Source organism: Mariniflexile sp. TRM1-10 (assembly GCF_003425985.1).
Lineage (GTDB): Bacteria > Bacteroidota > Bacteroidia > Flavobacteriales > Flavobacteriaceae > Mariniflexile.
Genome location: NZ_CP022985.1, coordinates 456,534 through 478,802, shown reverse-complemented (window position 1 = coordinate 478,802; position 22,269 = coordinate 456,534). Strand labels below are relative to the sequence as shown.

The 22,269-nt window shown below is 33.3% G+C and carries 23 protein-coding genes; 13 read left to right on the top strand and 10 right to left on the bottom strand.

The features are described 5' to 3' along the window. Nucleotides 1–5: 5 nt before the first annotated feature. From ykgO to CJ739_RS02210, 10 genes are all read left to right on the top strand, one after another. Entirely contained in the window at nt 6–122 is a 117-nt protein-coding gene (ykgO, locus tag CJ739_RS02255) for a type B 50S ribosomal protein L36 (RefSeq protein WP_074961360.1), read from the top strand. Between the two features lie 2 nt (nt 123–124). Beyond that, the gene (gene rpsM, locus CJ739_RS02250) at nt 125–499 is read left to right on the top strand and encodes a 30S ribosomal protein S13 (RefSeq protein WP_117172436.1); all 375 of its coding nucleotides are present in this window, start codon (nt 125–127) and stop codon (nt 497–499) included. A 101-nt stretch (nt 500–600) separates the two neighbouring features. Beyond that, the gene (gene rpsK / locus CJ739_RS02245; RefSeq protein WP_117172435.1) at nt 601–993 is read left to right on the top strand and encodes a 30S ribosomal protein S11; all 393 of its coding nucleotides are present in this window, start codon (nt 601–603) and stop codon (nt 991–993) included. A gap of 180 nt (nt 994–1,173) precedes the next feature. Further along, a complete protein-coding gene (gene rpsD, locus CJ739_RS02240; RefSeq protein ID WP_117172434.1) occupies nt 1,174–1,779 on the top strand; it encodes a 30S ribosomal protein S4 in 606 nt (201 codons plus the stop codon). A 94-nt stretch (nt 1,780–1,873) separates the two neighbouring features. Further along, nucleotides 1,874–2,866 carry a DNA-directed RNA polymerase subunit alpha gene (locus tag CJ739_RS02235; protein WP_117172433.1) on the top strand — a complete coding sequence of 331 codons (993 nt, stop codon included), beginning with the start codon at nt 1,874–1,876 and terminating at the stop codon, nt 2,864–2,866. A 139-nt stretch (nt 2,867–3,005) separates the two neighbouring features. After that, nucleotides 3,006–3,482: a 50S ribosomal protein L17 gene (gene rplQ / locus CJ739_RS02230; protein WP_117172432.1), complete on the top strand. Its 477-nt coding sequence runs from the start codon at nt 3,006–3,008 to the stop codon at nt 3,480–3,482. Nucleotides 3,483–3,594: 112 nt separating this feature from the next. Next, the gene (carA, locus tag CJ739_RS02225; RefSeq protein ID WP_117172431.1) at nt 3,595–4,701 is read left to right on the top strand and encodes a glutamine-hydrolyzing carbamoyl-phosphate synthase small subunit; all 1,107 of its coding nucleotides are present in this window, start codon (nt 3,595–3,597) and stop codon (nt 4,699–4,701) included. Nucleotides 4,702–4,853: 152 nt separating this feature from the next. Beyond that, entirely contained in the window at nt 4,854–6,146 is a 1,293-nt protein-coding gene (eno, locus tag CJ739_RS02220; protein ID WP_117172430.1) for a phosphopyruvate hydratase, read from the top strand. Between the two features lie 173 nt (nt 6,147–6,319). Further along, nucleotides 6,320–7,606: a citrate synthase gene (locus CJ739_RS02215; protein ID WP_117172429.1), complete on the top strand. Its 1,287-nt coding sequence runs from the start codon at nt 6,320–6,322 to the stop codon at nt 7,604–7,606. 65 nt (nt 7,607–7,671) lie between these two features. Beyond that, nucleotides 7,672–8,586, top strand: a complete 915-nt coding sequence (locus tag CJ739_RS02210; RefSeq protein WP_117172428.1) for a dimethylarginine dimethylaminohydrolase family protein — start codon at nt 7,672–7,674, stop codon at nt 8,584–8,586. A 7-nt stretch (nt 8,587–8,593) separates the two neighbouring features. On the opposite strand, the gene CJ739_RS02205 is transcribed toward CJ739_RS02210, so the two are convergent. Further along, nucleotides 8,594–9,535 (bottom strand): LamG-like jellyroll fold domain-containing protein, encoded by a 942-nt coding sequence (locus tag CJ739_RS02205; RefSeq protein WP_117172427.1) that lies wholly within the window; start codon nt 9,533–9,535, stop codon nt 8,594–8,596. Between the two features lie 164 nt (nt 9,536–9,699). Here CJ739_RS02205 and ctlX point away from each other — a divergent pair, with 164 nt between their 5' ends. Next, on the top strand, nt 9,700–10,635 hold the full coding sequence (gene ctlX / locus CJ739_RS02200; RefSeq protein ID WP_117172426.1) for a citrulline utilization hydrolase CtlX: 936 nt from the start codon (nt 9,700–9,702) through the stop codon (nt 10,633–10,635). 278 nt (nt 10,636–10,913) lie between these two features. On the opposite strand, the gene CJ739_RS02195 is transcribed toward ctlX, so the two are convergent. Continuing rightward, the gene (locus CJ739_RS02195; protein ID WP_117172425.1) at nt 10,914–12,968 is read right to left on the bottom strand and encodes a tetratricopeptide repeat-containing sensor histidine kinase; all 2,055 of its coding nucleotides are present in this window, start codon (nt 12,966–12,968) and stop codon (nt 10,914–10,916) included. A 441-nt stretch (nt 12,969–13,409) separates the two neighbouring features. Between CJ739_RS02195 and argS the strand changes: the two genes are divergently transcribed. Then, complete coding sequence (argS, locus tag CJ739_RS02190; RefSeq protein WP_117172424.1) at nt 13,410–15,185, top strand: arginine--tRNA ligase; 1,776 nt, start codon at nt 13,410–13,412, stop codon at nt 15,183–15,185. A 27-nt stretch (nt 15,186–15,212) separates the two neighbouring features. On the opposite strand, the gene CJ739_RS02185 is transcribed toward argS, so the two are convergent. The 6 genes from CJ739_RS02185 to rsfS form a co-directional block, all read right to left on the bottom strand. Then, on the bottom strand, nt 15,213–15,479 hold the full coding sequence (locus CJ739_RS02185) for an acyl-CoA-binding protein (RefSeq protein WP_117172423.1): 267 nt from the start codon (nt 15,477–15,479) through the stop codon (nt 15,213–15,215). Further along, nucleotides 15,472–16,128 (bottom strand): phosphatidylserine decarboxylase family protein, encoded by a 657-nt coding sequence (locus CJ739_RS02180; protein WP_117172422.1) that lies wholly within the window; start codon nt 16,126–16,128, stop codon nt 15,472–15,474. The genes CJ739_RS02185 and CJ739_RS02180 overlap by 8 nt, the downstream gene beginning before the upstream one ends. Continuing rightward, the gene (locus CJ739_RS02175; RefSeq protein ID WP_117172421.1) at nt 16,118–16,939 is read right to left on the bottom strand and encodes a phosphatidate cytidylyltransferase; all 822 of its coding nucleotides are present in this window, start codon (nt 16,937–16,939) and stop codon (nt 16,118–16,120) included. The genes CJ739_RS02180 and CJ739_RS02175 overlap by 11 nt, the downstream gene beginning before the upstream one ends. A gap of 1 nt (nt 16,940) precedes the next feature. Then, nucleotides 16,941–17,549, bottom strand: coding sequence for an LUD domain-containing protein (locus CJ739_RS02170; RefSeq protein ID WP_117172420.1), 609 nt, complete (start codon nt 17,547–17,549; stop codon nt 16,941–16,943). Between the two features lie 122 nt (nt 17,550–17,671). Further along, the gene (ftsH, locus tag CJ739_RS02165) at nt 17,672–19,609 is read right to left on the bottom strand and encodes an ATP-dependent zinc metalloprotease FtsH (protein WP_117172419.1); all 1,938 of its coding nucleotides are present in this window, start codon (nt 19,607–19,609) and stop codon (nt 17,672–17,674) included. 9 nt (nt 19,610–19,618) lie between these two features. Next, complete coding sequence (gene rsfS / locus CJ739_RS02160) at nt 19,619–19,990, bottom strand: ribosome silencing factor (protein ID WP_117172418.1); 372 nt, start codon at nt 19,988–19,990, stop codon at nt 19,619–19,621. A 95-nt stretch (nt 19,991–20,085) separates the two neighbouring features. Here rsfS and CJ739_RS02155 point away from each other — a divergent pair, with 95 nt between their 5' ends. After that, nucleotides 20,086–20,817: a biotin--[acetyl-CoA-carboxylase] ligase gene (locus CJ739_RS02155; protein ID WP_117172417.1), complete on the top strand. Its 732-nt coding sequence runs from the start codon at nt 20,086–20,088 to the stop codon at nt 20,815–20,817. A gap of 167 nt (nt 20,818–20,984) precedes the next feature. Here CJ739_RS02155 and CJ739_RS02150 read toward each other — a convergent pair whose 3' ends face one another. Together CJ739_RS02150 and pyrE are read right to left on the bottom strand one after the other, a co-directional pair. Next, nucleotides 20,985–21,380 carry an SRPBCC family protein gene (locus CJ739_RS02150; RefSeq protein WP_117172416.1) on the bottom strand — a complete coding sequence of 132 codons (396 nt, stop codon included), beginning with the start codon at nt 21,378–21,380 and terminating at the stop codon, nt 20,985–20,987. 72 nt (nt 21,381–21,452) lie between these two features. Next, nucleotides 21,453–22,097, bottom strand: a complete 645-nt coding sequence (gene pyrE, locus CJ739_RS02145; RefSeq protein WP_117178679.1) for an orotate phosphoribosyltransferase — start codon at nt 22,095–22,097, stop codon at nt 21,453–21,455. Between the last annotated feature and the right edge of the window lie 172 nt (nt 22,098–22,269).

Here is a 22,269-nt window from a genome sequence, read left to right as displayed (position 1 = left end):
AAAAGATGAAAGTAAGAGCATCAGTAAAAAAAAGAAGTGCAGATTGTATAATCGTACGTAGAAAAGGTAGACTTTACGTGATAAACAAAAAGAATCCTAGATTTAAACAAAGACAAGGGTAATTATGGCAAGAATTGCAGGTGTAGACATACCAAAAAACAAAAGAGGAGTTATAGCTTTAACTTATATCTATGGAGTAGGTAGAAGTAGAGCTAAAGAAATATTAGCAGCAGCTAATGTTGATGAAAGTATTAAAGTTCAAGATTGGAACGACGACCAAATTAGTGGTATTCGTGAAGCTGTTGGTACTTTTACAATCGAAGGTGAATTACGTTCTGAAATCCAATTGAACATTAAACGTTTAATGGATATTGGATGTTACAGAGGAATTCGTCACAGATCGGGGCTTCCGTTAAGAGGGCAACGTACAAAAAACAACTCTAGAACTAGAAAAGGTAGAAGAAAAACTGTTGCTAACAAGAAAAAAGCAACTAAATAACAATTAGTCTTTAGTATTTAGACGTTGGAAGGAATCTGTTTGAAATTATAAAAGGTTTAGGATTCTAGCGACTATCAACTAATAACTGAAAACTATAATAAATGGCAAAATCAAACACAAAAACTACAAAAAAACGTAAAGTTATTGTAGACTCTGTAGGAGAAGCTCATGTTAATGCTTCTTTCAACAACATTATAATTGCACTTACCAACAAGAAAGGAGACGTAATTTCTTGGTCTTCTGCTGGTAAGATGGGATTTAGAGGTTCTAAGAAAAACACGCCTTATGCTGCACAATTAGCTGCTGAAGATGCTTCGGCTGTTGCTTTAGAGGCTGGTTTGAAGAAAGTAAAAGTATATGTTAAAGGTCCAGGAAATGGTAGAGAATCTGCTATCCGTTCTATTCATAATGCAGGTATTGAAGTAACAGAAATTATTGATGTTACGCCACTTCCACATAATGGATGTCGTCCTCCAAAGCGTAGAAGAGTATAAATTTTATACATTAAAATAAAAATTAATATCAATTGTTTTTAAATAGTTGATATCAATTTTTTATGTGTAAATTTGCAAACTGAAAAAAATAATAACAAGTATCAAAAAGAGATCAACGATTATCGAAGGATAAGATTAAGACCTTAATTCATAATCACTCTTAAAAAAAACAATTTTAAAATGGCAAGATATACTGGTCCTAAAACTAAAATAGCTCGTAAATTTGGCGAAGCTATATTTGGAGAAGATAAATCTTTTGAGAAAAGAAATTATCCTCCAGGTCAACACGGTAACGCAAGAAAACGTGGAAAAAGATCTGAATACGCAATCCAATTAATGGAAAAGCAAAAGGCAAAATACACATATGGTATTTTAGAGCGTCAATTCAGAAATATATTTAAAAGCGCTAGAGCTGCTCAAGGTATTACAGGTGAAGTTTTATTACAACTTTGCGAATCTAGATTAGATAACGTAGTATATAGAATGGGAATAGCTCCTTCTAGAAGCGGTGCTAGACAATTAGTATCACACAGACACATTACTGTAAATGGAGAATTAGTAAATATTCCTTCATACCAATTGCAAGCAGGTGATGTCGTAGCTGTAAGAGAAAAATCTAAATCTCTTGAGTCTATCGAAAGATCTCTTTCAAACTCAAGTCATGTTTATGAATGGATTACTTGGAATGACGATACAAAACAAGGAACTTATGTTTCTGTTCCTGCAAGAATTCAAATTCCAGAAAACATAAACGAACAATTCATCGTCGAATTATATTCTAAATAATAAATTAATCATATTGGTATTTGGCCAAAGGGTTTTTTAGTCTTCTTCAAACTTTTAAACCGCGCAACTAAATAACAATTAAAACGAAGAACATATGGCAGTATTTAATTTTCAAAAGCCCGACAAAGTAATCATGATTGATTCAACAGATTTTGAAGGGAAATTCGAATTTCGCCCTTTAGAACCTGGTTATGGTTTAACAGTAGGTAACGCATTAAGAAGAGTTTTACTATCTTCATTAGAAGGATTCGCCATTACATCAGTTAGAATAGAAGGTGTAGATCATGAATTTTCAGCAATTGCTGGAGTGGTTGAAGATGTTACTGAAATCATTTTAAATTTAAAACAAGCTCGTTTTAAAAGACAAATTGAAGATATCGATAATGAATCTATTTCTATTTCAATATCAGGTCAAGAACAAATTACAGCTGGTGATTTCCAAAAATTCATTTCTGGATTCCAAGTTTTAAATACAGAGTTAGTAATCTGTAACTTAGATCCTAAAGTTAATTTCAATATGGAAATTACTATAGAAAAAGGTAGAGGCTATGTTCCTGCAGAAGAAAACAAAAAAGCTGCTGCACCAGTTGGAACTATCTTTACAGATTCTATATACACGCCTATAAAGAATGTTAAATATAGCATTGAAAACTATCGTGTTGAGCAAAAAACCGATTACGAAAAACTGGTTTTTGAAATCATTACTGATGGTTCAATCACACCTCAAGATGCATTAACCGAGGCTGCTAAAACATTAATTCATCACTTCATGTTATTCTCTGATGAGCGTATCACTTTAGAGGCTGATGAAATTGCACAAACTGAAACTTATGATGAAGAATCGCTTCACATGCGTCAGTTGCTTAAAACTAAGTTGATCGATATGGATTTATCTGTACGCGCACTTAACTGTTTAAAAGCTGCAGAAGTTGATACTTTAGGAGACTTGGTATCTTTCAACAAAAATGACTTAATGAAATTCAGAAACTTTGGTAAAAAGTCTTTAACAGAGCTTGAAGAGCTTGTAAACGTTAAAGGTTTAAACTTCGGAATGGATTTAAGCAAATATAAATTAGATAAAGACTAGAAGATTTTAGATTTACGAATTACGATTTTAGAATTTTAATATCGTAATTCATAAATCGTAAGTCGTAAATAAAATTAACCCATCATAGTTTGCTCCCTTAACATAGGTATAGAAGCAAGATGATGATAACAACAATGTCATGAGACACGGAAAAAAAATAAATCATTTAAGTAGACAAACTGCGCATAGAAAATCTATGTTGGCTAATATGGCTTGTTCTTTAATAGAACACAAGCGTATCAACACTACTGTTGCTAAAGCAAAAGCTTTAAAACAATTTGTAGAGCCTATGATTACTAAGTCTAAAGAAGATACAACCCATAACAGACGTATTGTTATGGCGAAGTTAAGACAAAAAGATGCCGTAGCAGAATTGTTTAGAGATGTAGCGGCTAAAGTTGCTAATCGTCCAGGAGGTTACACAAGAATTATTAAACTTGGAAACCGTTTAGGTGATAATGCCGATATGGCAATGATTGAGCTTGTAGATTATAATGAGCTTTACAATGCTGGCAAGCCAGAGAAGAAAACAACACGTAGAAGTAGAAGAGGCGGATCAAAACCTGCAGATGCTCCGGTTGTTGAACCTAAGGCAACAAAAGAAGAGGAAGAATAAATGTTAATAAGCATTTAAAATATAAAGGATAAACTATTTTAGTTTATCCTTTTTTTTTAGCAATTTTGCAAAACTTTGTTCCCACACAGTCGGGAATCTCATATAAATCAGAATGAAATATCAAAAACGACAAAAAGCCATCATTCTTTTAGCAGATGGCACCATTTTTTACGGAAAAGCAGTAGGAAACAAACAAGGAACAGCATTTGGTGAAGTATGTTTCAATACTGGAATGACTGGTTACCAAGAAATTTTTACAGACCCATCTTATTTCGGTCAGTTAATGGTAGCAACCAATGCGCATATTGGAAATTATGGGGTTAATGATGAAGAAATAGAATCCGATTCTATTAAAATAGCTGGATTAATATGTAAAAATTTTAGTTATGATTATTCTCGTGAAGCAGCCGACGGTTCGTTAGAGGATTTTTTAAACAAAAACAATCTATTAGCTATATCGGATGTAGATACCCGAGCTTTGGTAAGCTATATAAGAGATAACGGTGCCATGAATGCTGTTATTTCTACAGATGTTGATAATATAGAAGGCCTTAAAAAGCAGCTTGCCGATGTGCCTGATATGGAAGGCTTAGAATTAGCATCAAAAGTGTCTACTAAAGAACCTTACTATTTTGGAGATGCTAATGCCACTTATAAAATAGCAGCTTTGGACATCGGTATTAAAAAGAATATCCTTCGCAACATAGCAAAAAGAGATGCTTATATAAAAGTGTTTCCTTATAACGCTAAGTTTGAAGATTTAGAGGCTTTTAAACCAGATGGCTACTTTTTATCCAACGGGCCTGGCGATCCCCAACCTTTGGTTGAAGCGCAAACCTTAGCGAAAGAAATTATTAAAAGGGATTTACCATTATTTGGTATTTGTTTAGGACATCAAGTGATAGCGCTGGCAAATGGTGTTTCAACTTATAAAATGCATAATGGACACCGCGGAATTAATCACCCGGTAAAAAATATAAACACAGGAAAAGGTGAAATAACATCTCAAAATCATGGCTTTGCCGTGAATAGAGAAGAAGCAGAGGCACATCCAGATTTACAAGTGACGCATGTACATCTAAACGACCACACGGTTGCAGGATTAGCTATGAAAAGCAAAAATTGTTTTTCTGTACAATACCATCCAGAAGCCAGTCCAGGCCCGCATGATTCGTCATACCTTTTTGATCAGTTTATAGAGAATATAAAAAATAAGTAGTACGAAATCCTCAAAAAGATATAATTTTTTTTGAGGATTTTGTTTACTAAAACGTTATAGACGCTTTTTTGAATATTTCTGAAAGAACATCTCAAAATAAACAAGATTTAAGCGTAAATTTGAAATATTAAAAGTTTAAAAAATAACCAATTATGAGTGTAATAATTAATATCCATGCTAGACAAATTTTAGATTCTAGAGGGAATCCTACTGTTGAAGTAGATGTTGTAACCGAAAATGATATTTTAGGAAGAGCTGCAGTACCATCAGGAGCATCAACAGGAGAACATGAAGCTGTAGAACTACGCGATGGTGGTAAAGCATATATGGGTAAAGGTGTTTTAAAAGCTGTAGATAATGTAAATTCTATTATCGCTCCTGAATTATTGGGCGTTTCAGTTTTTGAACAAAATTTGATCGATCAAATTATGATAGATTTAGATGGCACCAAAAATAAATCAAAATTAGGAGCTAACGCTATTTTAGGTGTTTCTTTAGCGGTTGCAAAAGCAGCAGCAAATGAACTTAATATGCCTTTATATCGTTATGTTGGTGGTGTTTCTGCAAATACACTTCCTGTACCAATGATGAATATCATCAACGGTGGTTCGCATAGCGACGCGCCTATTGCATTTCAAGAGTTTATGATTATGCCTGTTAAAGCTAAAAGCTTCACACACGCTATGCAAATGGGAACTGAGATTTTCCATAATCTTAAAAAAGTATTACACGACAGAGGATTAAGTACTGCAGTAGGTGATGAGGGTGGTTTTGCACCAACTTTAGCCGGAGGTACCGAAGATGCTTTAGATTCTATTAAAGTTGCTGTTGAGAAAGCGGGATATACTTTTGGAGGCGATATAATGATTGCTTTAGATTGTGCTGCGGCAGAATTTTATGTAAACGGAAAATACGATTACACCAAGTTTGAAGGCGAAACAGGTAAAGTAAGAACATCGGCTGAACAAGCAGAGTATTTAGCTGAATTAGCTGCTAAATACCCAATCATCTCTATTGAAGATGGTATGGACGAAAACGACTGGGAAGGTTGGAAATTACTAACCGATAAAATTGGTGATAAAGTACAATTGGTAGGAGATGATTTATTTGTAACCAATGTAGAACGTTTATCAAGAGGTATTGAGCAAGGTATTGCAAACTCCATATTAATTAAAGTAAATCAAATTGGTTCGCTAACCGAAACCATTGCAGCTGTAAATATGGCTAAAAATGCAGGTTATACATCGGTAATGTCTCACCGTTCTGGTGAAACTGAAGATAATACGATAGCCGATTTAGCAGTGGCTTTAAACTGTGGTCAGATAAAAACAGGTTCTGCGTCTCGTAGCGACCGTATGGCTAAGTACAACCAATTACTTCGTATTGAAGAACAATTAGGTGAAGTAGCTTATTTTCCACAGGAAAAAGCATTCAAAATAAAATAAGAAAATTAATTTTTTTTAAAAAGCGGTTATTATTTTAATAATCGCTTTTTTTTTTGCATTAATTTCAAACAATTTGTTAAATGATTAAATCTTTGCTTTCAACACTTCTATTAATAAGGGGATATTTCGTAAATTAGCAATCCAATTTAAGAATTAAAAAATCATTCACATTTATGGCAAATACTGCGACCATTGAAGTCAACGGAAAAAAAATAGAGCTTCCTGTAATAGAAGGAACAGAAAAGGAACTAGCTATTGATATTTCAAATTTTAGAAGCGCATCAGAAGGTGTAATTACCATTGATCCGGGGTATAAAAATACAGGTTCTTGCGAGAGTGCTATTACGTTTTTGGATGGTGAAAAAGGCATTTTAAGATACAGAGGATATTCTATTGAAGAGTTGGCTGAAAAAGCCGATTTTTTAGAAGTTGCTTACCTTTTGATTTTTGGAGAACTTCCAACTAAAGAGCAAAACGAAAAGTTTCATAACGATATAAAAGCACAATCGGTAGTAGATGAAGATGTGAAAAAAATTGTAGAAGCATTTCCGAAATCTGCTCACCCAATGGGGGTTATTTCTTCATTAACCAGTGCATTAACAGCATTTAACCCTTCTTCAGTAAATGTAAATTCTGAGGCAGATATGTACAAATCTGTGGTGAAAATAATGGGTAAATTTCCAGTGTTGGTAGCTTGGACTTATCGTAAAAAATTAGGATTGCCATTAGATTACGGAGACGATTCTTTAGGTTATGTAGAAAATATTTTAAAAATGATGTTTAAAAAACCAAATGGTGATTATAAACAAAACAAAATATTAGTTGATGCTTTAGATAAATTATTGATTTTACATGCCGACCACGAACAAAACTGTTCTACATCTACCGTTAGAATTGTAGGTTCATCGCACGCAGGTTTATTCGCTTCACTATCTGCTGGTATTTCAGCACTTTGGGGACCACTTCATGGTGGTGCTAACCAAGCTGTATTAGAAATGCTTGAAGCCATAAAAGAAGATGGAGGTGATACTAAAAAGTATATGGCTAAAGCGAAAGACAAGGAAGATCCATTCCGTTTAATGGGCTTTGGTCACCGTGTTTACAAAAACTTTGATCCACGTGCTAAGATCATTAAAAAAGCTGCGGATGAAGTATTAAGTGATTTAGGTGTCGAAGATCCTATTTTGGATATAGCTAAAGGACTTGAAAAAGAAGCCTTGGAAGACAAATATTTTGTAGATAGAAAATTATATCCTAATGTCGATTTCTACTCAGGAATCATATATAGAGGTATGGGCATACCAACCGATATGTTTACCGTGATGTTTGCATTAGGACGTTTGCCAGGTTGGATTGCACAATGGCGTGAAATGCGTTTACGCAAAGAGCCAATTGGAAGGCCAAGACAAATTTATACAGGAGCTACCGAAAGGTCTTTTGTACCCATAGAAAAAAGATAATTTTTAGTGTAAAAAAATAAGAAGCTCCATGACTAAACATTGTGGAGCTTTTTTATATTTACACCATGCTAGAACTCAATATAAAAAACGAAATCTCAAGGTTAAGAGCCGTTATTTTAGGAACTGCCGAAAGTAACGGTCCCATACCACGTGTAGAGGATTGTTATGATCCTAAAAGCATCGAACATGTATTGGCTGGCACATATCCTCAAGAAGCTGATATGATTCTAGAAATGGATGCTGTGGCAGCCGTTTTTAAAAAGTATGATGTTCAGGTTTTTAGACCTCAAGTTATTAAAGATTGTAACCAGATATTTTCGCGTGACATTGCCTTTGTTATTGAAGACAAAATTATTAGAGCTAATATTTTGCCAAACAGAGAACCTGAAATTGAAGCCATTCGCTATGTTTGGAATCAAGTTGATAGAAAAAACCGTATTGTATTACCACCAGAATGTCATGTAGAAGGAGGTGATGTGGTACCTTGGAATGATTATATTTTTATTGGGACCTATTCTGGTGAAGATTATCCTGAATTAATAACAGCCCGTACCAATATGGATGCGGTTATTGCCATACAAGAATTGTTTCCGGAGAAAACGGTCAAGTCGTTCGAACTTAGAAAATCCAACACCAATGCCAAAGAAAATGCCCTGCATTTAGATTGCTGTTTTCAACCTTTAGGCAAAGGAAAAGCCATCATACATAGAAATGGGTTTTTAATAGAACGTGAGTATAATTGGCTGGTTAATTTCTTTGGAAAAGAGAATGTTTTTGAAATTACCAAACAAGAAATGTATGATATGAACAGTAATATTTTTTCAATTTCTGAAGATGTTATCATCTCAGAAAAAAACTTTACACGACTAAACACATGGTTGCGCCAACAAGGGTTTACGGTTGAAGAAGTACCTTATGCAGAAATTTCAAAACAGGAAGGCTTGTTGCGTTGTACCACCATGCCTTTAATTAGGGATTGATTTTAAATTAATTTGTAACAATAATTTTTTGAACAGAGCTTCTGTTCATGTAATTAATCGCTACAAAATATATCCCAGCATTTAAATTATTACAATTAATTTCTAATTCATGGGTACCTGTATTTTTAAAACCTTCAAAAATAGTCGCTATTTCTTCTCCATAGACATTAATCAATTTAATAGAAACTTTTGAAGATTCTGCTAGTTGGTATTTCAATAGGCCAAATGATAGGATAGGGTTGGGGAAAATTTGACTCATCGATTGATTGTCTTCAGCATTTTTTACATTTAAATTTTGTCCAATCTCCATAAAATCTTCAGGATTAAGTGCATCATGAGTTACTTTTACAGAATGGATAGCTCCTTTAAACCATGAAACCTGATTCATTCGAACACCTAATGAGGTTTGTCCAGAATTTACAACTTGATAATTTACGGTGCCTTCCAGCTCTTTTTCTCCATTAACATAATGCACCATGCCGCCATCTTTAAACACTAAAGCTGCGTGCACCCATTCATTCAAATTGTGAGCATAGGCGTAATCTAATAATGCTTGACTAGAACTTCCCGATTTTATAAACGTATCAAGGCTCCAGTTCATATGGTCGTTATTTCGCAATTCTATAAGTATTCTATTATTGTCGTCTTGCTGTAAATGAAGAAACCGCTGTTCTATACCTCCGCCAGTATAAGGTTTAAAAATAATTTCAATAGTAAATGCAGTTGCTCCAGCTACAGGATTGTTGTTTACAATTAAGCCATCACCAATACCATTAAATTCAACAACATCGCCTATTTCCGTATTTATGATCTTAGGGTTTCCAATAACCTGTACATTATTTTCGCCAATTTGGGAAAGATTATCAACACGCCAAAATTTAATATCAGCTTGAGCCTGTATGATTAATGAGGTCATACATATTAAAATTAATAAAATAGTTTTTTTCATTTTAATTTTTTAGATGCAAAGAGAAAATTTAAAAACGCTTAAATATAAAGGTAGAATAGTAAATTGGTTATTAACGAAGTTATTATTTTTTTTAACATAAAAGCAATGATAGTAATCTGAGTTCATTATATAAATAGTTATACTTTTGTAATATAAATTATGTTATGCAACAGACTACAAACACCATTTTAATGATTCGCCCTATAAATTTTAGGATGAACGAACAAACGGCGGTAAACAACTATTACCAAAAAGTAATAGATACTATATTGCCACAAACGGTTAATGCCAAAGCGCAACAAGAGTTTGATGGCTTTGTTGAAAAGCTTCGTGGAGTTGGTGTAAATGTCATTGTGGTGAATGATACTAATGAATTTGATACGCCCGATGCTATTTTTCCAAACAATTGGGTGTCGTTTCACGAAAATGGCAATGTTGGTTTGTACCCTATGTTTGCAGAAAACAGACGTTTGGAACGTAATGAAGATGTGCTTGAAGCTGTCGAAAATGCAGGCTTTGTTATTAAAAATATTTTTGACTACACAGATGCAGAGGAAGAAGGTGTGTTTCTTGAAGGCACTGGAAGTGTATTGCTGGACAGGGTAAACAGAAAAGCCTATTGTGCCTTGTCTCCCAGAGCTGACGAAGAGTTGTTTATTGAATTTTGTGAAGATTTTGAATACATGCCCGTTATTTTTACGGCAAACCAAACCGTAAATGGGCAACGAAAAGCCATTTACCATACCAATGTTATGATGTGTGTGGGGGAAACCTTTGCGGTTATTTGTTTAAGTAGTATTGATGATAAAAAAGAGCGTAAGAATGTCATTGACCATTTAAAGCAAGATGGTAAAGACATCATTGATATTACCGAAGCACAGGTCAATAATTTTGCTGGTAATATGTTACAAGTTAAGGGAGCTAATGATGAGCGGTATTTAGTGATGAGCCAAGCAGCTTACGATTCTTTAACTGCAAGTCAAATAGAAAGGCTTAAAAAACATACCAATATACTTTCCAGTTCTTTGGATATTATTGAAGCTTGTGGTGGTGGAAGTGCACGCTGTATGATAGCTGAAGTGTTTTTGCCTAAAGCTTAGAGCCTGTTTAAATTTGTATCAATTGGATCTTCTATACCCCTTTTTGCGCCAAATTTCGTTGAAACCTCATCAAATGGCCCTGCCATTATCTTCGATTTCGCCTCATTTTGCATCAAAAATGAGCTATAGAAGATCCAATTGATACAAATTTAAACAGGCTCTTAATTTGAATTGAAACTGGGTTTGCGTTAGGGATGGCAGTGAAAATCCTTTTTGAGAGACACGAACAAAAAGATTGCAACGAACAGCCCGACCCTTGGGTAACGCCCAAATAAACACTACGACGGTCTAGATTTTGGTAATTGCACGTAAAAGGTACTACCAACATTAACGGTACTTTCTACCCAAATTTTACCATTGTTTAATTCTACCAGTTCTTTACAAATTGATAACCCTAAACCTGTGCCTTTTTCGTTATTGGTGCCTACGGTAGTAAACGAGCTGCTTTTAAATAATTTGTCTATATTTTGTTTAGAAATACCAACCCCTGTATCGGCAATGCTAATAATACAGCTACCGTTACTTATGTGGTTTGAAATGGTAATGGTGTCGCCATTTTTACAAAATTTTAAAGCATTGGCAAGCAAATTTTGTATAACTATCTCAAACATACTTCTATCGGCATAGGCAAAATCGCGTAGCGAATGGTCTATTAATTTGATGCCTTTACTTTCCATGCGTTGTTCTATAAGCCTTATTTTTTCCTCAAAAACCTCCTGAACATCGAACAATGTTGGTTTGGGTTCTAATGATTGCATTTGTGATTTAGACCAATTTAATAAGTTAAATAGCAACAACGAGGCATTGTTGGCGTTTTCACTTAGTTCTGGAATTAAATTATCGAATTCTTCTCTAGATAAAGAACCATCCTTTAATAAATCTATAAAGCCATTTATTGAAGAAAGCGAGTCTTTTAAATCATGCGATACAATTGAAAACAATTTATCCTTTACATTATTAACGTTTTCTAAATGCTTGGTTTGCTCTTGAAAGGCTTCGTTTTGTAATTCAATTTTAAGATTTTTTTCTTCTAATTCTTGAGTGTATTTTATGTTATTATTTCGCTTTAAATAAATTAATATTAAAAAGGTAGAAACAATGGCAAGTGCTGCTAAAAGTCCGTAAAAAATCAATTTGAACTTATCTGATTTTTCATTTAAACCAATATAGGAATTGCTGGTGTCAGTTTCAGTAAGGTTGTTTGTCAACTCTTTTTCAAAATCTGGATTGAAGTCTAATTGAATCGAATCTGGATGTTTTGAATTATTGGAGTTATTTAGGCTGCTTTTTAAATTATAATACTCACGTTGCCACATAAAAGCGCTTTCAAATTTGTTTTTTGTAGAGTCTAAGGCAATCATTAATTTATAATATTTAAGTAACTCCGGTTTGTTATTAATGCTTTTGGCAATAACACCCGCCTCATAAAGTTGCTGTTCGGCTAAAACTAATCGGTTGGTTTGTAAATTTAATTCTCCAAGACTATTTAAAGCCAATAATATGCCTTCTTGATTATTAAGCTTTCTGTTAATATTTAAACCCTCAATTAAGTATTGAGATGCTTTTTCGTAATCGTTGAATTTTAAGTATTCGGCACCTAGTTTTGGATAAATAATAGCTTGTAGAGAGTCTATATTTGTCGTTTTACCATCCAAAATCTTTTGGTAATATTCAATAGCTTTTCTGTTTTCGTTTTTAGATGAATATAGTTCCGCTAACTGGTGGTACGATTGCGTAAGTGCAGTATTATCGTTTAATTGTGTTTGAACTTCTACAGCTTTTAAGTTAAATGCTATAGCTCTATCAATGGCATCTATATTTTGATATGCTTTTGCTAAATTGCTATAAGCCAAACTAAGGTCTTTTTTAAGATTTTGTTTTTCTAATTCTTTAATGGCTGACAGCGAATATTGTAATCCTTTGGAATAATTACCACGTTTAATTTCTATAAAGCCAATACTGTTGTTAACTTTTGCAATCCCGAGGGCATCATTTAAATGTTTAAATAGTTCTTTAGCTTTTTCATAGCCACTTATGGCATTAATATAGTCTCCTTTTTGAGCGTAAATAAGCGATTTAAAATAGGTTGTTTCGGCAATGCCTTTTGTGTAATTTAGATTGGTTGAAAGTTTTTCGCTTTCAATAGTATATTTTAAAGCCTTATCATAATCCTCAATCTCATAAAGTGATTTAATAAGCTTTAAAGAGGTTTTTATTTTTAAAGAATCTTGGGTTTCATAAGCAAGTTGTATGTAAAGACTATCCAACTCTTTGGTTTGAGAGAAACCTAAGAATACAGATAAAAGAATAATTAAAATAATTATTTTCCTCATACTAGCATTATATTACAACAAGTAATAAAACCATAATTAAGTATGTCTTATTTGAGGGAAATAAGTATTACCTATTAAGCTGTAATGTTTTTTAGTTGGTTAAAAAAAATCCGTTGAATGGATGATTAATAGCTTTACTTAACAAAAGTTAGAAAAAGCATCATCAAAATCTAATTTCTGCGTTTTTCTACCAATAAATTAGATAAAAGGATATACCAAAAAGAGGCAAAAATCCGACGAATAGATTAACGGCAAAAATCATGGAAAAAGAGCACTTTTATCGACAAAATGCACATCTATTTTAATGGCTTTTTTGAAGGTTTTTGATGATGCATTTTACTTGGATGGTAGGAACTATTTACCTTGTTTTTAATAAACCAAATTTTGCAATAATCCTTTAATAAAAGTTTTATCTTTGCTCTCCTAAAAAACACACTATTAATGAGCCTTCAAGAAACTTTATCAAACCAAGTAAAACAAGCCGTTTTAGCATCTTTTAATATGCAATTGGAATCGGTGGAATTTCAAGCCACGAGAAAAGAATTTGCGGGAGATATTACCGTGGTAATATTCCCCATGTTGCGTTTTATTAAAGGAAATCCAGTTCAAATTGGCGAAACCATTGGTAATTATTTAGTGGAAAAAGTTGTAGAGGTTAAGGCATTTAATGTTGTAAAAGGGTTTTTAAACATTGAAATTAGCGATGCTTATTATTTAAACTTTTTTAATAGTATTAAAGATGAAAAAACCTATGGTTTTGTATCACCAGAAGCAGACGATAAAGCTATTATGGTTGAATATTCGTCGCCAAATACCAACAAACCCTTGCATTTAGGACATGTTCGAAACAACCTTTTAGGGTATAGTGTCGCTGAAATTTTAAAAGCATCAGGTAAAAAAGTTTATAAAACGCAAATTATAAACGACCGAGGCATTCATATTTGTAAAAGCATGTTGGCTTGGAAGCTTTTTGGTAACGGAGAAACTCCAAAAAGTACTGGTTTAAAAGGCGATAAATTGGTAGGTAATTATTATGTGAAGTTTGACCAAGAATATAAGAAAGAGATAGAAATGCTAAAAGCTTCTGGTAAAACTGAGGATGAAGCCAAAAAAAGCGCCCCACTTTTGTTGGAAGCTCAAAACATGCTTCAAGAATGGGAAGCTGGCGATGAAGAAACCGTAGCGCTTTGGAAAAAAATGAATGGTTGGGTATATGATGGTTTCGCCGAAACTTATAAAAATTTAGGCGTTGATTTTGATACCCTATATTACGAAAGTGATACCTACTTATTAGGGAAGGAATTTGTTGCCGAAGGCTTAAGGTCGGGTGTGTTTATACAAGAAACTGATGGTTCGGTTTGGTGCGATTTAACCGAAGATGGCTTGGATAAAAAAATAGTGCAACGTTCAGACGGCACAGCCGTTTATATGACGCAAGATATCGGTACAGCTATACAACGAATTAAAGATTTTCCAGATGTAGGCGGTATGGTTTATACCGTGGGTAACGAGCAAGATTACCATTTCCAAGTACTGTTCTTAATTTTGAAAAAGTTAGGGTTTGAATGGGCTAAAAACCTATATCATTTAAGTTACGGTATGGTTGATTTACCTAGTGGAAAAATGAAAAGCAGGGAAGGAACCGTGGTTGATGCCGATGATTTAATTGATGAAATGGCTTCAACAGCAGGCGAAATATCGGAAGAGTTAGGGAAATTGGATGGTTATAGTGAAAAAGAAAAGCAAGCGTTATATAAAACCATTGGCTTAGGTGCTTTAAAATATTATATTCTTAAAGTCGATCCTAAAAAACGTATTTTGTTCGACCCCAAGGAATCTATCGATTTTCAAGGCAATACAGGGCCCTTCATTCAATATACTTATGCAAGAATTCAGGCTATTTTAAGAAAAGCAGATTTTGATTTATCTGTTAATATAGATATACCGCTTCATGCAAAAGAAAAAGAACTATTAAAGCAATTAGAATTGTTTCCTGAGATTATTCAAAATGCAGCTTCACAACACAGTCCGGCATTGGTTGCTAATTATACATACGACTTGGTAAAAGAATTTAATTCGTTTTATCAAAATGTTTCTATTTTAGGCGCAGATAATGAAAATGAAAAAGTGTTTAGGGTACAGCTATCAAATAAAGTAGCACAGACTATTAAAAACGCGTTTAGCGTTTTGGGAATACAGGTACCTGAACGTATGTAACAAATAGTATTTGGTGAAATGAACTTTTTATCTTCCGTACAAAAAATACTTATTTACTAAGTCGATATACAAGCGTTTCGCTTCGTTTTGGGAAATATCTTTTGCTTGAAACAATGCATTGGTTTTAAAAGCATTTATAATGGCTTTTTTACTGCCAGGGCGACTGTAATTATTGGTGGCTTTTTTGTAATAGGCATACAGGTTTAGAAGCACATCGGCAGGAAAAGGTTCGGTGTAGGCATTTACACGTTCAACCGCATCTAGAAATTCTATTTCTAATTCTTCATCAGTCATTTGTTTCTGCAATAATACTTTCACCTCCTCGAACTTTTTGGTTAAGTTGTACTTTTATTTTTGTTCCTATTGGTAAAAATAAATCAACCCTTGAACCAAATTTTATAAATCCAGACTCACCACCTTGGATTACTTTATCGTTTATTTTAGCATAGTTCACAATACGTTTTGCCAAAGCTCCGGCTATTTGTCTGTATAATACTTTGCCATAAGTTTCATTTTCAACAACAACTGTAGTACGTTCGTTTTCTTCGCTAGCTTTAGGATGCCATGCAACTAAATATTTGCCAGGATGGTATTTACTAAATATCACATTGCCGCTAATAGGGTAACGTGTAACATGAACATTTATTGGAGACATAAAAACACTTACCTGTAAACGTTTGTCGTTAAAATATTCTTTTTCAAAAACTTCTTCAATAACAACGACTTTACCGTCAACAGGAGACACAACACTTTTGTTATTTAAAGCAGTACGACGTTTTGGGTTTCTGAAAAATTGAAGAATAAGTATTAAAAATATTAATAACACACTTAAAACAATGGTTCGTAACCAAGTTATGGGTATGAAACTGTCGGCCAATAAAGAACAGCCAACAACAAATACAAATGTTAGAAATATTATTTTATGTCCTTCTTTATGAAACATAGTGTAAAATTCTTAAAAATAAATAAATAAAAGGAGCAGCAAAAATAATGCTGTCCAATCGATCCAACAAGCCACCGTGACCAGGCATTATAGTACCACTGTCCTTTACGTTTGCTTGTCTTTTGAACTTAGATTCTATTAAGTCGCCCAACGTACCAAATACGGTTATAATGATACCTAAAATAAGCCAACTTGTAAAATCTAAAGTTTGTGTAAAGGTAGCAATAAAATAACTTGCTATGCACGAAAAAAGCAAACCTCCTAGAAAACCTTCTACTGTTTTTTTTGGTGAAATTTTTTCGAAAAGCTTTTGTTTACCAAAATTTTTACCAATTAAATAAGCAAAAGAATCGTTCACCCATACTAAAATAAAAGCTCCTAATAGAATGTTCGGATTGTAGTTTTCATGATAATCGGCTATTAAAACTAAAAAAACAAAAGCGCTTGAAATGTAAAAGGTGGTTAATATAAATTGTTTAGAAGTAAATAGTGGTGTTGTTTTTTCTGAAAACAAGTCTTTAATTAAAAACAATTCAATAAATATAGTTAGTACCATTAGTATTTGAATAGCTTCGTCGATACCGGCATTTGTATTTAAAATGAGCTGCCAATACACAAAAAAAGCATATAGGACACCAAATATAAAATACGGGATGATGTTTTTAAGCTGGATGAGCTTTTTAAATTCGGCTAAACAAACAATGCCAAACACAAAAAACAAAGCAATTAGTGATTGTAGATGGCTTAAACACAGAATTAAAAGCAAGACATAGAGTAAACCAGAAAGTGATCGAATAAGAATTTCTTTCATCTTATAAGTCTTCTAAAAGAAGTAGGTATAGGTTTTTGGCACTACTTCCATAGCTTAAAAAATCTTTTTCGTCGTTAGATTTAAAATGTTTTATGGTTGTAATGTTTGTTGGAATTTTTTGTTTGTTTTTAGCCTTTATACCTCTTAAGCCTTCACCAATATTTTCGACGATCTGACTTGTTGTTGCAAAAACAATAAAGTTAGCAGGTAATTCAGGTAATTTTTTTTCGAAAATTTGTTTTGAGGAAATAAGCAGGGAACCATCGTTTGCAATTAAATTTTCACAAGTAGTTAAAAAAATAGTGGAATTGCTAATGTTAGTAGTAGGCTTTAAATTGGAGTCTTTAAATTTATCTTTTATATTCTCGTCCAATATCAGTGTTTCCTTGTCGTCCCAATTGTTTTCCTCAACAATGTGTTGTAAATTCTGGAATATTTCATTTAAATTTTCACAATACAAAAACTTTCCGCCATTACCTTTAAAGTTTATGGTAAACTTTTCGTCAATTGGCAGTTTTATTTCAGGCATGTATTTGCCTCTTTCAGAAGACTTTACTCCTTCATCTGATTGATCTGGTTTCAGTCCGAAAATTTTTCTAAAAAGGCTCATTTAGTAAGCTGCTATTAATATAATTCTTTTTGAGGTTATCAAATATAAAAAATCTTAAACTAAACACGTGTTTAATTTAAGATTTTTACTAATTATCTAAACATTATAGTCGATAACTTGTTTTATTGATTATCAACGTCTTCTTTTTGAAAAGCACGTTCACCAAATATTTTCTCTAAGTTGTCTTTAAAAATAACCTCTTTTTCAAGAAGAACTTCTGCTAGTTCTGTAAGTTTATCTCTGTTATCTTCAAGTAATTTAATAGCACGTTTATATTGTGTTTCAATAATGTCTGAAATCTCTTTGTCTATTAATTCTGCTGTTTGTTCGCTATATGGTTTTGTAAAACCATATTCGTTTTGCCCAGAAGAATCGTAATAGGTTAAGTTGCCAATTTTGTCACTTAGCCCATAAATGGTAACCATGGCTCTTGCTTGTTTGGTTACTTTTTCTAAATCGCTTAATGCACCTGTAGATATTTTATTGAAAATAACCTTTTCGGCAGCGCGACCACCTAAAGCAGCACACATTTCGTCCAGCATTTGTTCTGGGTGAACAATTAAACGTTCTTCTGGCAAATACCATGCAGCACCTAAAGAACGTCCACGTGGTACAATGGTAACTTTAACCAATGGTGCAGCATGTTCTAACATCCAACTAACTACGGCATGACCCGCTTCGTGGAATGCCACGGCTCTTTTTTCACTTGGGGTAATAATTTTATTTTTCTTTTCTAAACCACCAATAATTCTATCTACGGCATCAAGAAAATCTTGTTTGTCAACAGACTTTTTGCCTTTCCTTGCAGCTATTAAAGCGGCTTCGTTACAAACATTTGCAATATCGGCACCAGAGAACCCTGGCGTTTGTTTTGATAAGAAATCAAGGTCTAAGTCTTTTGCTTTTTTAAGAGGTCTTAAATGCACTTCAAAAATTTCCTTGCGCTCACGAACGTCTGGTAAATCAACATAAATTTGTCTATCAAAACGACCTGCACGCATTAAAGCGGTATCTAAAATATCGGCTCTGTTGGTTGCGGCAAGTACGATAACATTGGTATTTGTACCAAAACCATCCATTTCCGTCAGTAATTGATTTAAGGTGTTCTCACGTTCATCATTACTTCCAGACATGGCGTTTTTTCCTCTGGCACGACCAATGGCATCAATTTCATCAATAAATATAATTGAAGGTGATTTTTCTTTAGCTTGTTTGAATAAATCTCGAACACGAGAAGCACCAACACCCACAAACATTTCAACAAAATCGGAGCCGGATAGTGAAAAGAAAGGTACTTTAGCCTCGCCCGCAACCGCTCTCGCTAATAAGGTTTTCCCTGTTCCTGGAGGTCCTACAAGAAGTGCGCCTTTTGGTATTTTCCCTCCTAAAGAGGTGTATTTTTCAGGGAACTTAAGGAAATCTACAATTTCCTGAACTTCTTCTTTAGCACCTTCTAGACCTGCTACATCTTTAAAAGTCGTTTTTACTTCGGTATTTTGATCAAAAAGTTTGGCTTTTGATTTTCCTATATTGAATATCTGACCTCCAGCACCACCTCCAGCACCACCAGACATACGGCGCATAATAAAAATCCATACTGCAATAAGTAAAATAAAAGGCAAAATGCTCATTAAAAGGCTGCCCCAATTATCGGTTTCAGTATCAAATTTTATAATAGGTTTACTAGGTAAATCCTTAGCAACTTCATTTAACTGGTTTTCAAAATTTTGAAGATCACCAAACTCAAATTTATAGTTTGGCAATTTTGTGGCAGATGGAAGAAATGTTGTAGGTTTCGATTTTTTATGAATCTCTTTATTCTCCGCTTCTGAAGTTAAATAAACTTTAGCTACTCGCGTGTTTTTTATAATATCAACTTGAGCAACATCACCAGCTTCCAAAAATTTAAAAAATTCTGAAGGAGTTGTAGCACTTCCATCTTGATAAGAGTTGTTGCTGAACAATTGAAACCCTAGAAACAGGGCTATTAATATACCGTAAATCCAGTAGGGACTGAATTTTGGTTTGTTCTCATTTATTTTTTTTTTATCGTTTGCCATCCTTAATTTTTAATAACTAGTTTGTATAACTGTTGTTTTTGCATCACCCCAAAGGCTTTCAATGTCATAGTACTGTCTTATTTGTTTTTGAAACACATGTACCACAACATTAACATAATCCATAAGTACCCATTCGGCATTATCCATACCTTCTGTGTGCCAAGGATGATCCTTAAGTTCTTTGCTTACTTTTTTCTGAACAGAATTAACTATAGCGTTAACTTGCGTGTTTGAAGTTCCTTCGCAAATTATAAAATAATCGCAAACCGTATTTTCAATCTCTCTTAAATCAAGAATATTTATTTCTTTTCCTTTAACGTCTTCAATGCCACTAATTATAACCGATATTAATTGGTCTGCACTTATATCTTTTTTCGCCATTAAAATTTTTTAAATTTTTGCAAAGTTATTATTTTTTTAGTTCTTTATGGCTTAAAATTATCATAAGATTTTATTGACTAATAATAACTATTTTAATGCATATAATCAAACTTAATGCCACCGATTCTACAAATAGTTATTTAAAAACACTTTGCACCAACGAGTGTGTTGCCGATTATACAGCTGTAGTGGCTAAGGAACAAACGAATGGAAGAGGGCAAATGGGTACGGTTTGGAGCTCGGAGTCGTCTAAAAACCTCACATTCAGCGTGTATAAGGATGTTTTGGGATATGATTTAGAGCATCCATTCTATATAAGTATTGTCACTTCACTGGCGATATTAAAGACCTTAAGATTTTTTTCTATTACTAAATTAAGCGTAAAATGGCCTAACGACATTTTGTCAGAAAACAAGAAAATATGTGGTATTTTAATAGAAAATGTGATTAAACAAAATAATTTCAGCAGTTCTATTATTGGAATTGGGCTAAATGTTAATCAAGTTGAATTTGATAATTTGCCTAAAGCATCTTCTTTGAGACTCATCTCTGGGCGTATTTATGATTTAGATGAAGTGACACAGGCTGTCATCAACAATTTAAAACATTATTTTAATATATTGAAGAAAGGACAAGTAGATGTTTTAAAAGCAAAATATGAAGCATCTCTTTTTAGAAAAAATAAACCTTCAACATTTCAAGATGCCGAAGGTTTGGTGTTTTCTGGTTTTATAAAAGGAATTTCAAATTCTGGAAATCTTCAAGTGTTGCTTGAAGATGCTGTTATAAAAGAATTCGATTTAAAAACAATTACTCTTTTATATTAAGAAACTGTTTAAATTTTATCTAAAAGCCATTTTTGTTTCTTTTTGACCCATATTTCGTTGAATTTTTTTCTAATAGCTCTGCTATTAAAAAAATCCGTCTCATCTGATCCAAAAATAATTCAAAAAAGCATCAATAAACAAAACTTAAACAGTTTCTAAGTGACTGTCTAAATAACTTTAGGAATGCTTGTAGCAAGTGTTTCTATAAATTTGCTTATGGGACCTTTAATCATCATAGCCATCATGGGGTTAAAGTCACCCGAAAATTCTAATTGCACTTCGCAAGAAGTCTCGTCTATTTTTGTGATATTACCAATAAGCGAAAAGTCTATTTTTCCGCCAGCGGCACCTAAAACTATTTTATTAGGTGGCACAACTTCTTTCTTTTTTAAAATTATTTCTGGCATGCCTTTTAGAGCAAATACAAAGGTATCCTCGTTTAAAACTTCAAATTTACTAATGTTTTCTGGCATTAGTGATTCAAAATTTTTAACATCCGTTAAAAAGTCAAAAACACTTTCTGGAGATTTGCTAACGCTTATTTTTGGAGATTCTAATTTCATCTTTTTATTTGTTTTTTGTTAAGCTGATTGAAGTTATTTTCGACTAAACGACTTCACAACCTCACATGTATATCAATTAGCGTTCCATTCACTTGGGTTGGTGTTCCATTCCAATAAGGTTTTTAATTCTTTTTCAGAGATGTAATTGGTTTTCAATGCCTGTTCAAGTAGGCTGTTATAGTCGCTTAAGGTTTGTAGTTTGATGTTTTCTTTTTCGAAATTCTTAATCGACACATCAAATCCATAAGTAAAGATGGCAATCATGCCTTTTACATTTACATGGGCCTCTTTTAAAGCTTTTACGGCATTTAAACTGCTTCCGCCAGTACTTATTAAATCTTCAACAACAACAACATTTTGGCCGTGTTCAATAAAACCTTCTATTTGGTTTTGGCGTCCATGGCTTTTAGCGTCAGGTCTTACATAAATAAAGGGCAGTCCCATATATTCGGCAACCAACATGCCAATGCCAATGGCTCCGGTAGCAATACCAGCAATAACATCGGGTTTTCCATACTGTTTTTCAATTTGTTTCGCCATGGTTTCACGAATGTAATTTCGAATGGGCGGAAACGATAATACAATACGGTTATCGCAATAAATAGGCGATTTCCATCCAGAAGCCCAAGTAAAAGGCTTCTGTGGGCTGAGCTTTATAGCATTAACTTGCAATAAAACTTCGGCAGTTTTTCTAGCGGTATCTTTGTTAAAAATCATAAAGGCAAAAATAAACATAAATTTAATTTTATGTTGCAGTGATGCATTGAATAAAAATATTTTTTTCAACAATGTCTAGTTTGTAACTAAAAATGATATTTTTACCAAAGTGTAATTGAAATCGTCTTGATTTTTTCGTTTCAATCAAAAAAGTCAAGATTGAGTTCATTAT

What these genes read in the sequence shown, in the direction of transcription:
- ykgO (WP_074961360.1), top strand. Translation starts at nt 6, where the DNA reads ATGAAAGTAAGAGCATCAGTAAAAAAAAGAAGTGCAGATTGTATAATC.
- rplQ (WP_117172432.1), top strand. Translation starts at nt 3,006, where the DNA reads ATGAGACACGGAAAAAAAATAAATCATTTAAGTAGACAAACTGCGCAT.
- CJ739_RS02210 (WP_117172428.1), top strand. Translation starts at nt 7,672, where the DNA reads ATGCTAGAACTCAATATAAAAAACGAAATCTCAAGGTTAAGAGCCGTT.
- CJ739_RS02215 (WP_117172429.1), top strand. Translation starts at nt 6,320, where the DNA reads ATGGCAAATACTGCGACCATTGAAGTCAACGGAAAAAAAATAGAGCTT.
- argS (WP_117172424.1), top strand. Translation starts at nt 13,410, where the DNA reads ATGAGCCTTCAAGAAACTTTATCAAACCAAGTAAAACAAGCCGTTTTA.
- rpsM (WP_117172436.1), top strand. Translation starts at nt 125, where the DNA reads ATGGCAAGAATTGCAGGTGTAGACATACCAAAAAACAAAAGAGGAGTT.
- pyrE (WP_117178679.1), bottom strand. Translation starts at nt 22,097, where the DNA reads ATGATTTTTAACAAAGATACCGCTAGAAAAACTGCCGAAGTTTTATTG.
- carA (WP_117172431.1), top strand. Translation starts at nt 3,595, where the DNA reads ATGAAATATCAAAAACGACAAAAAGCCATCATTCTTTTAGCAGATGGC.
- ftsH (WP_117172419.1), bottom strand. Translation starts at nt 19,609, where the DNA reads ATGGCAAACGATAAAAAAAAAATAAATGAGAACAAACCAAAATTCAGT.
- CJ739_RS02170 (WP_117172420.1), bottom strand. Translation starts at nt 17,549, where the DNA reads ATGAGCCTTTTTAGAAAAATTTTCGGACTGAAACCAGATCAATCAGAT.
- CJ739_RS02180 (WP_117172422.1), bottom strand. Translation starts at nt 16,128, where the DNA reads ATGTTTCATAAAGAAGGACATAAAATAATATTTCTAACATTTGTATTT.
- CJ739_RS02185 (WP_117172423.1), bottom strand. Translation starts at nt 15,479, where the DNA reads ATGACTGATGAAGAATTAGAAATAGAATTTCTAGATGCGGTTGAACGT.
- CJ739_RS02205 (WP_117172427.1), bottom strand. Translation starts at nt 9,535, where the DNA reads ATGAAAAAAACTATTTTATTAATTTTAATATGTATGACCTCATTAATC.
- ctlX (WP_117172426.1), top strand. Translation starts at nt 9,700, where the DNA reads ATGCAACAGACTACAAACACCATTTTAATGATTCGCCCTATAAATTTT.
- rsfS (WP_117172418.1), bottom strand. Translation starts at nt 19,990, where the DNA reads ATGGCGAAAAAAGATATAAGTGCAGACCAATTAATATCGGTTATAATT.
- CJ739_RS02150 (WP_117172416.1), bottom strand. Translation starts at nt 21,380, where the DNA reads ATGAAATTAGAATCTCCAAAAATAAGCGTTAGCAAATCTCCAGAAAGT.
- CJ739_RS02155 (WP_117172417.1), top strand. Translation starts at nt 20,086, where the DNA reads ATGCATATAATCAAACTTAATGCCACCGATTCTACAAATAGTTATTTA.
- CJ739_RS02195 (WP_117172425.1), bottom strand. Translation starts at nt 12,968, where the DNA reads ATGAGGAAAATAATTATTTTAATTATTCTTTTATCTGTATTCTTAGGT.
- eno (WP_117172430.1), top strand. Translation starts at nt 4,854, where the DNA reads ATGAGTGTAATAATTAATATCCATGCTAGACAAATTTTAGATTCTAGA.
- CJ739_RS02235 (WP_117172433.1), top strand. Translation starts at nt 1,874, where the DNA reads ATGGCAGTATTTAATTTTCAAAAGCCCGACAAAGTAATCATGATTGAT.
- CJ739_RS02175 (WP_117172421.1), bottom strand. Translation starts at nt 16,939, where the DNA reads ATGAAAGAAATTCTTATTCGATCACTTTCTGGTTTACTCTATGTCTTG.
- rpsD (WP_117172434.1), top strand. Translation starts at nt 1,174, where the DNA reads ATGGCAAGATATACTGGTCCTAAAACTAAAATAGCTCGTAAATTTGGC.
- rpsK (WP_117172435.1), top strand. Translation starts at nt 601, where the DNA reads ATGGCAAAATCAAACACAAAAACTACAAAAAAACGTAAAGTTATTGTA.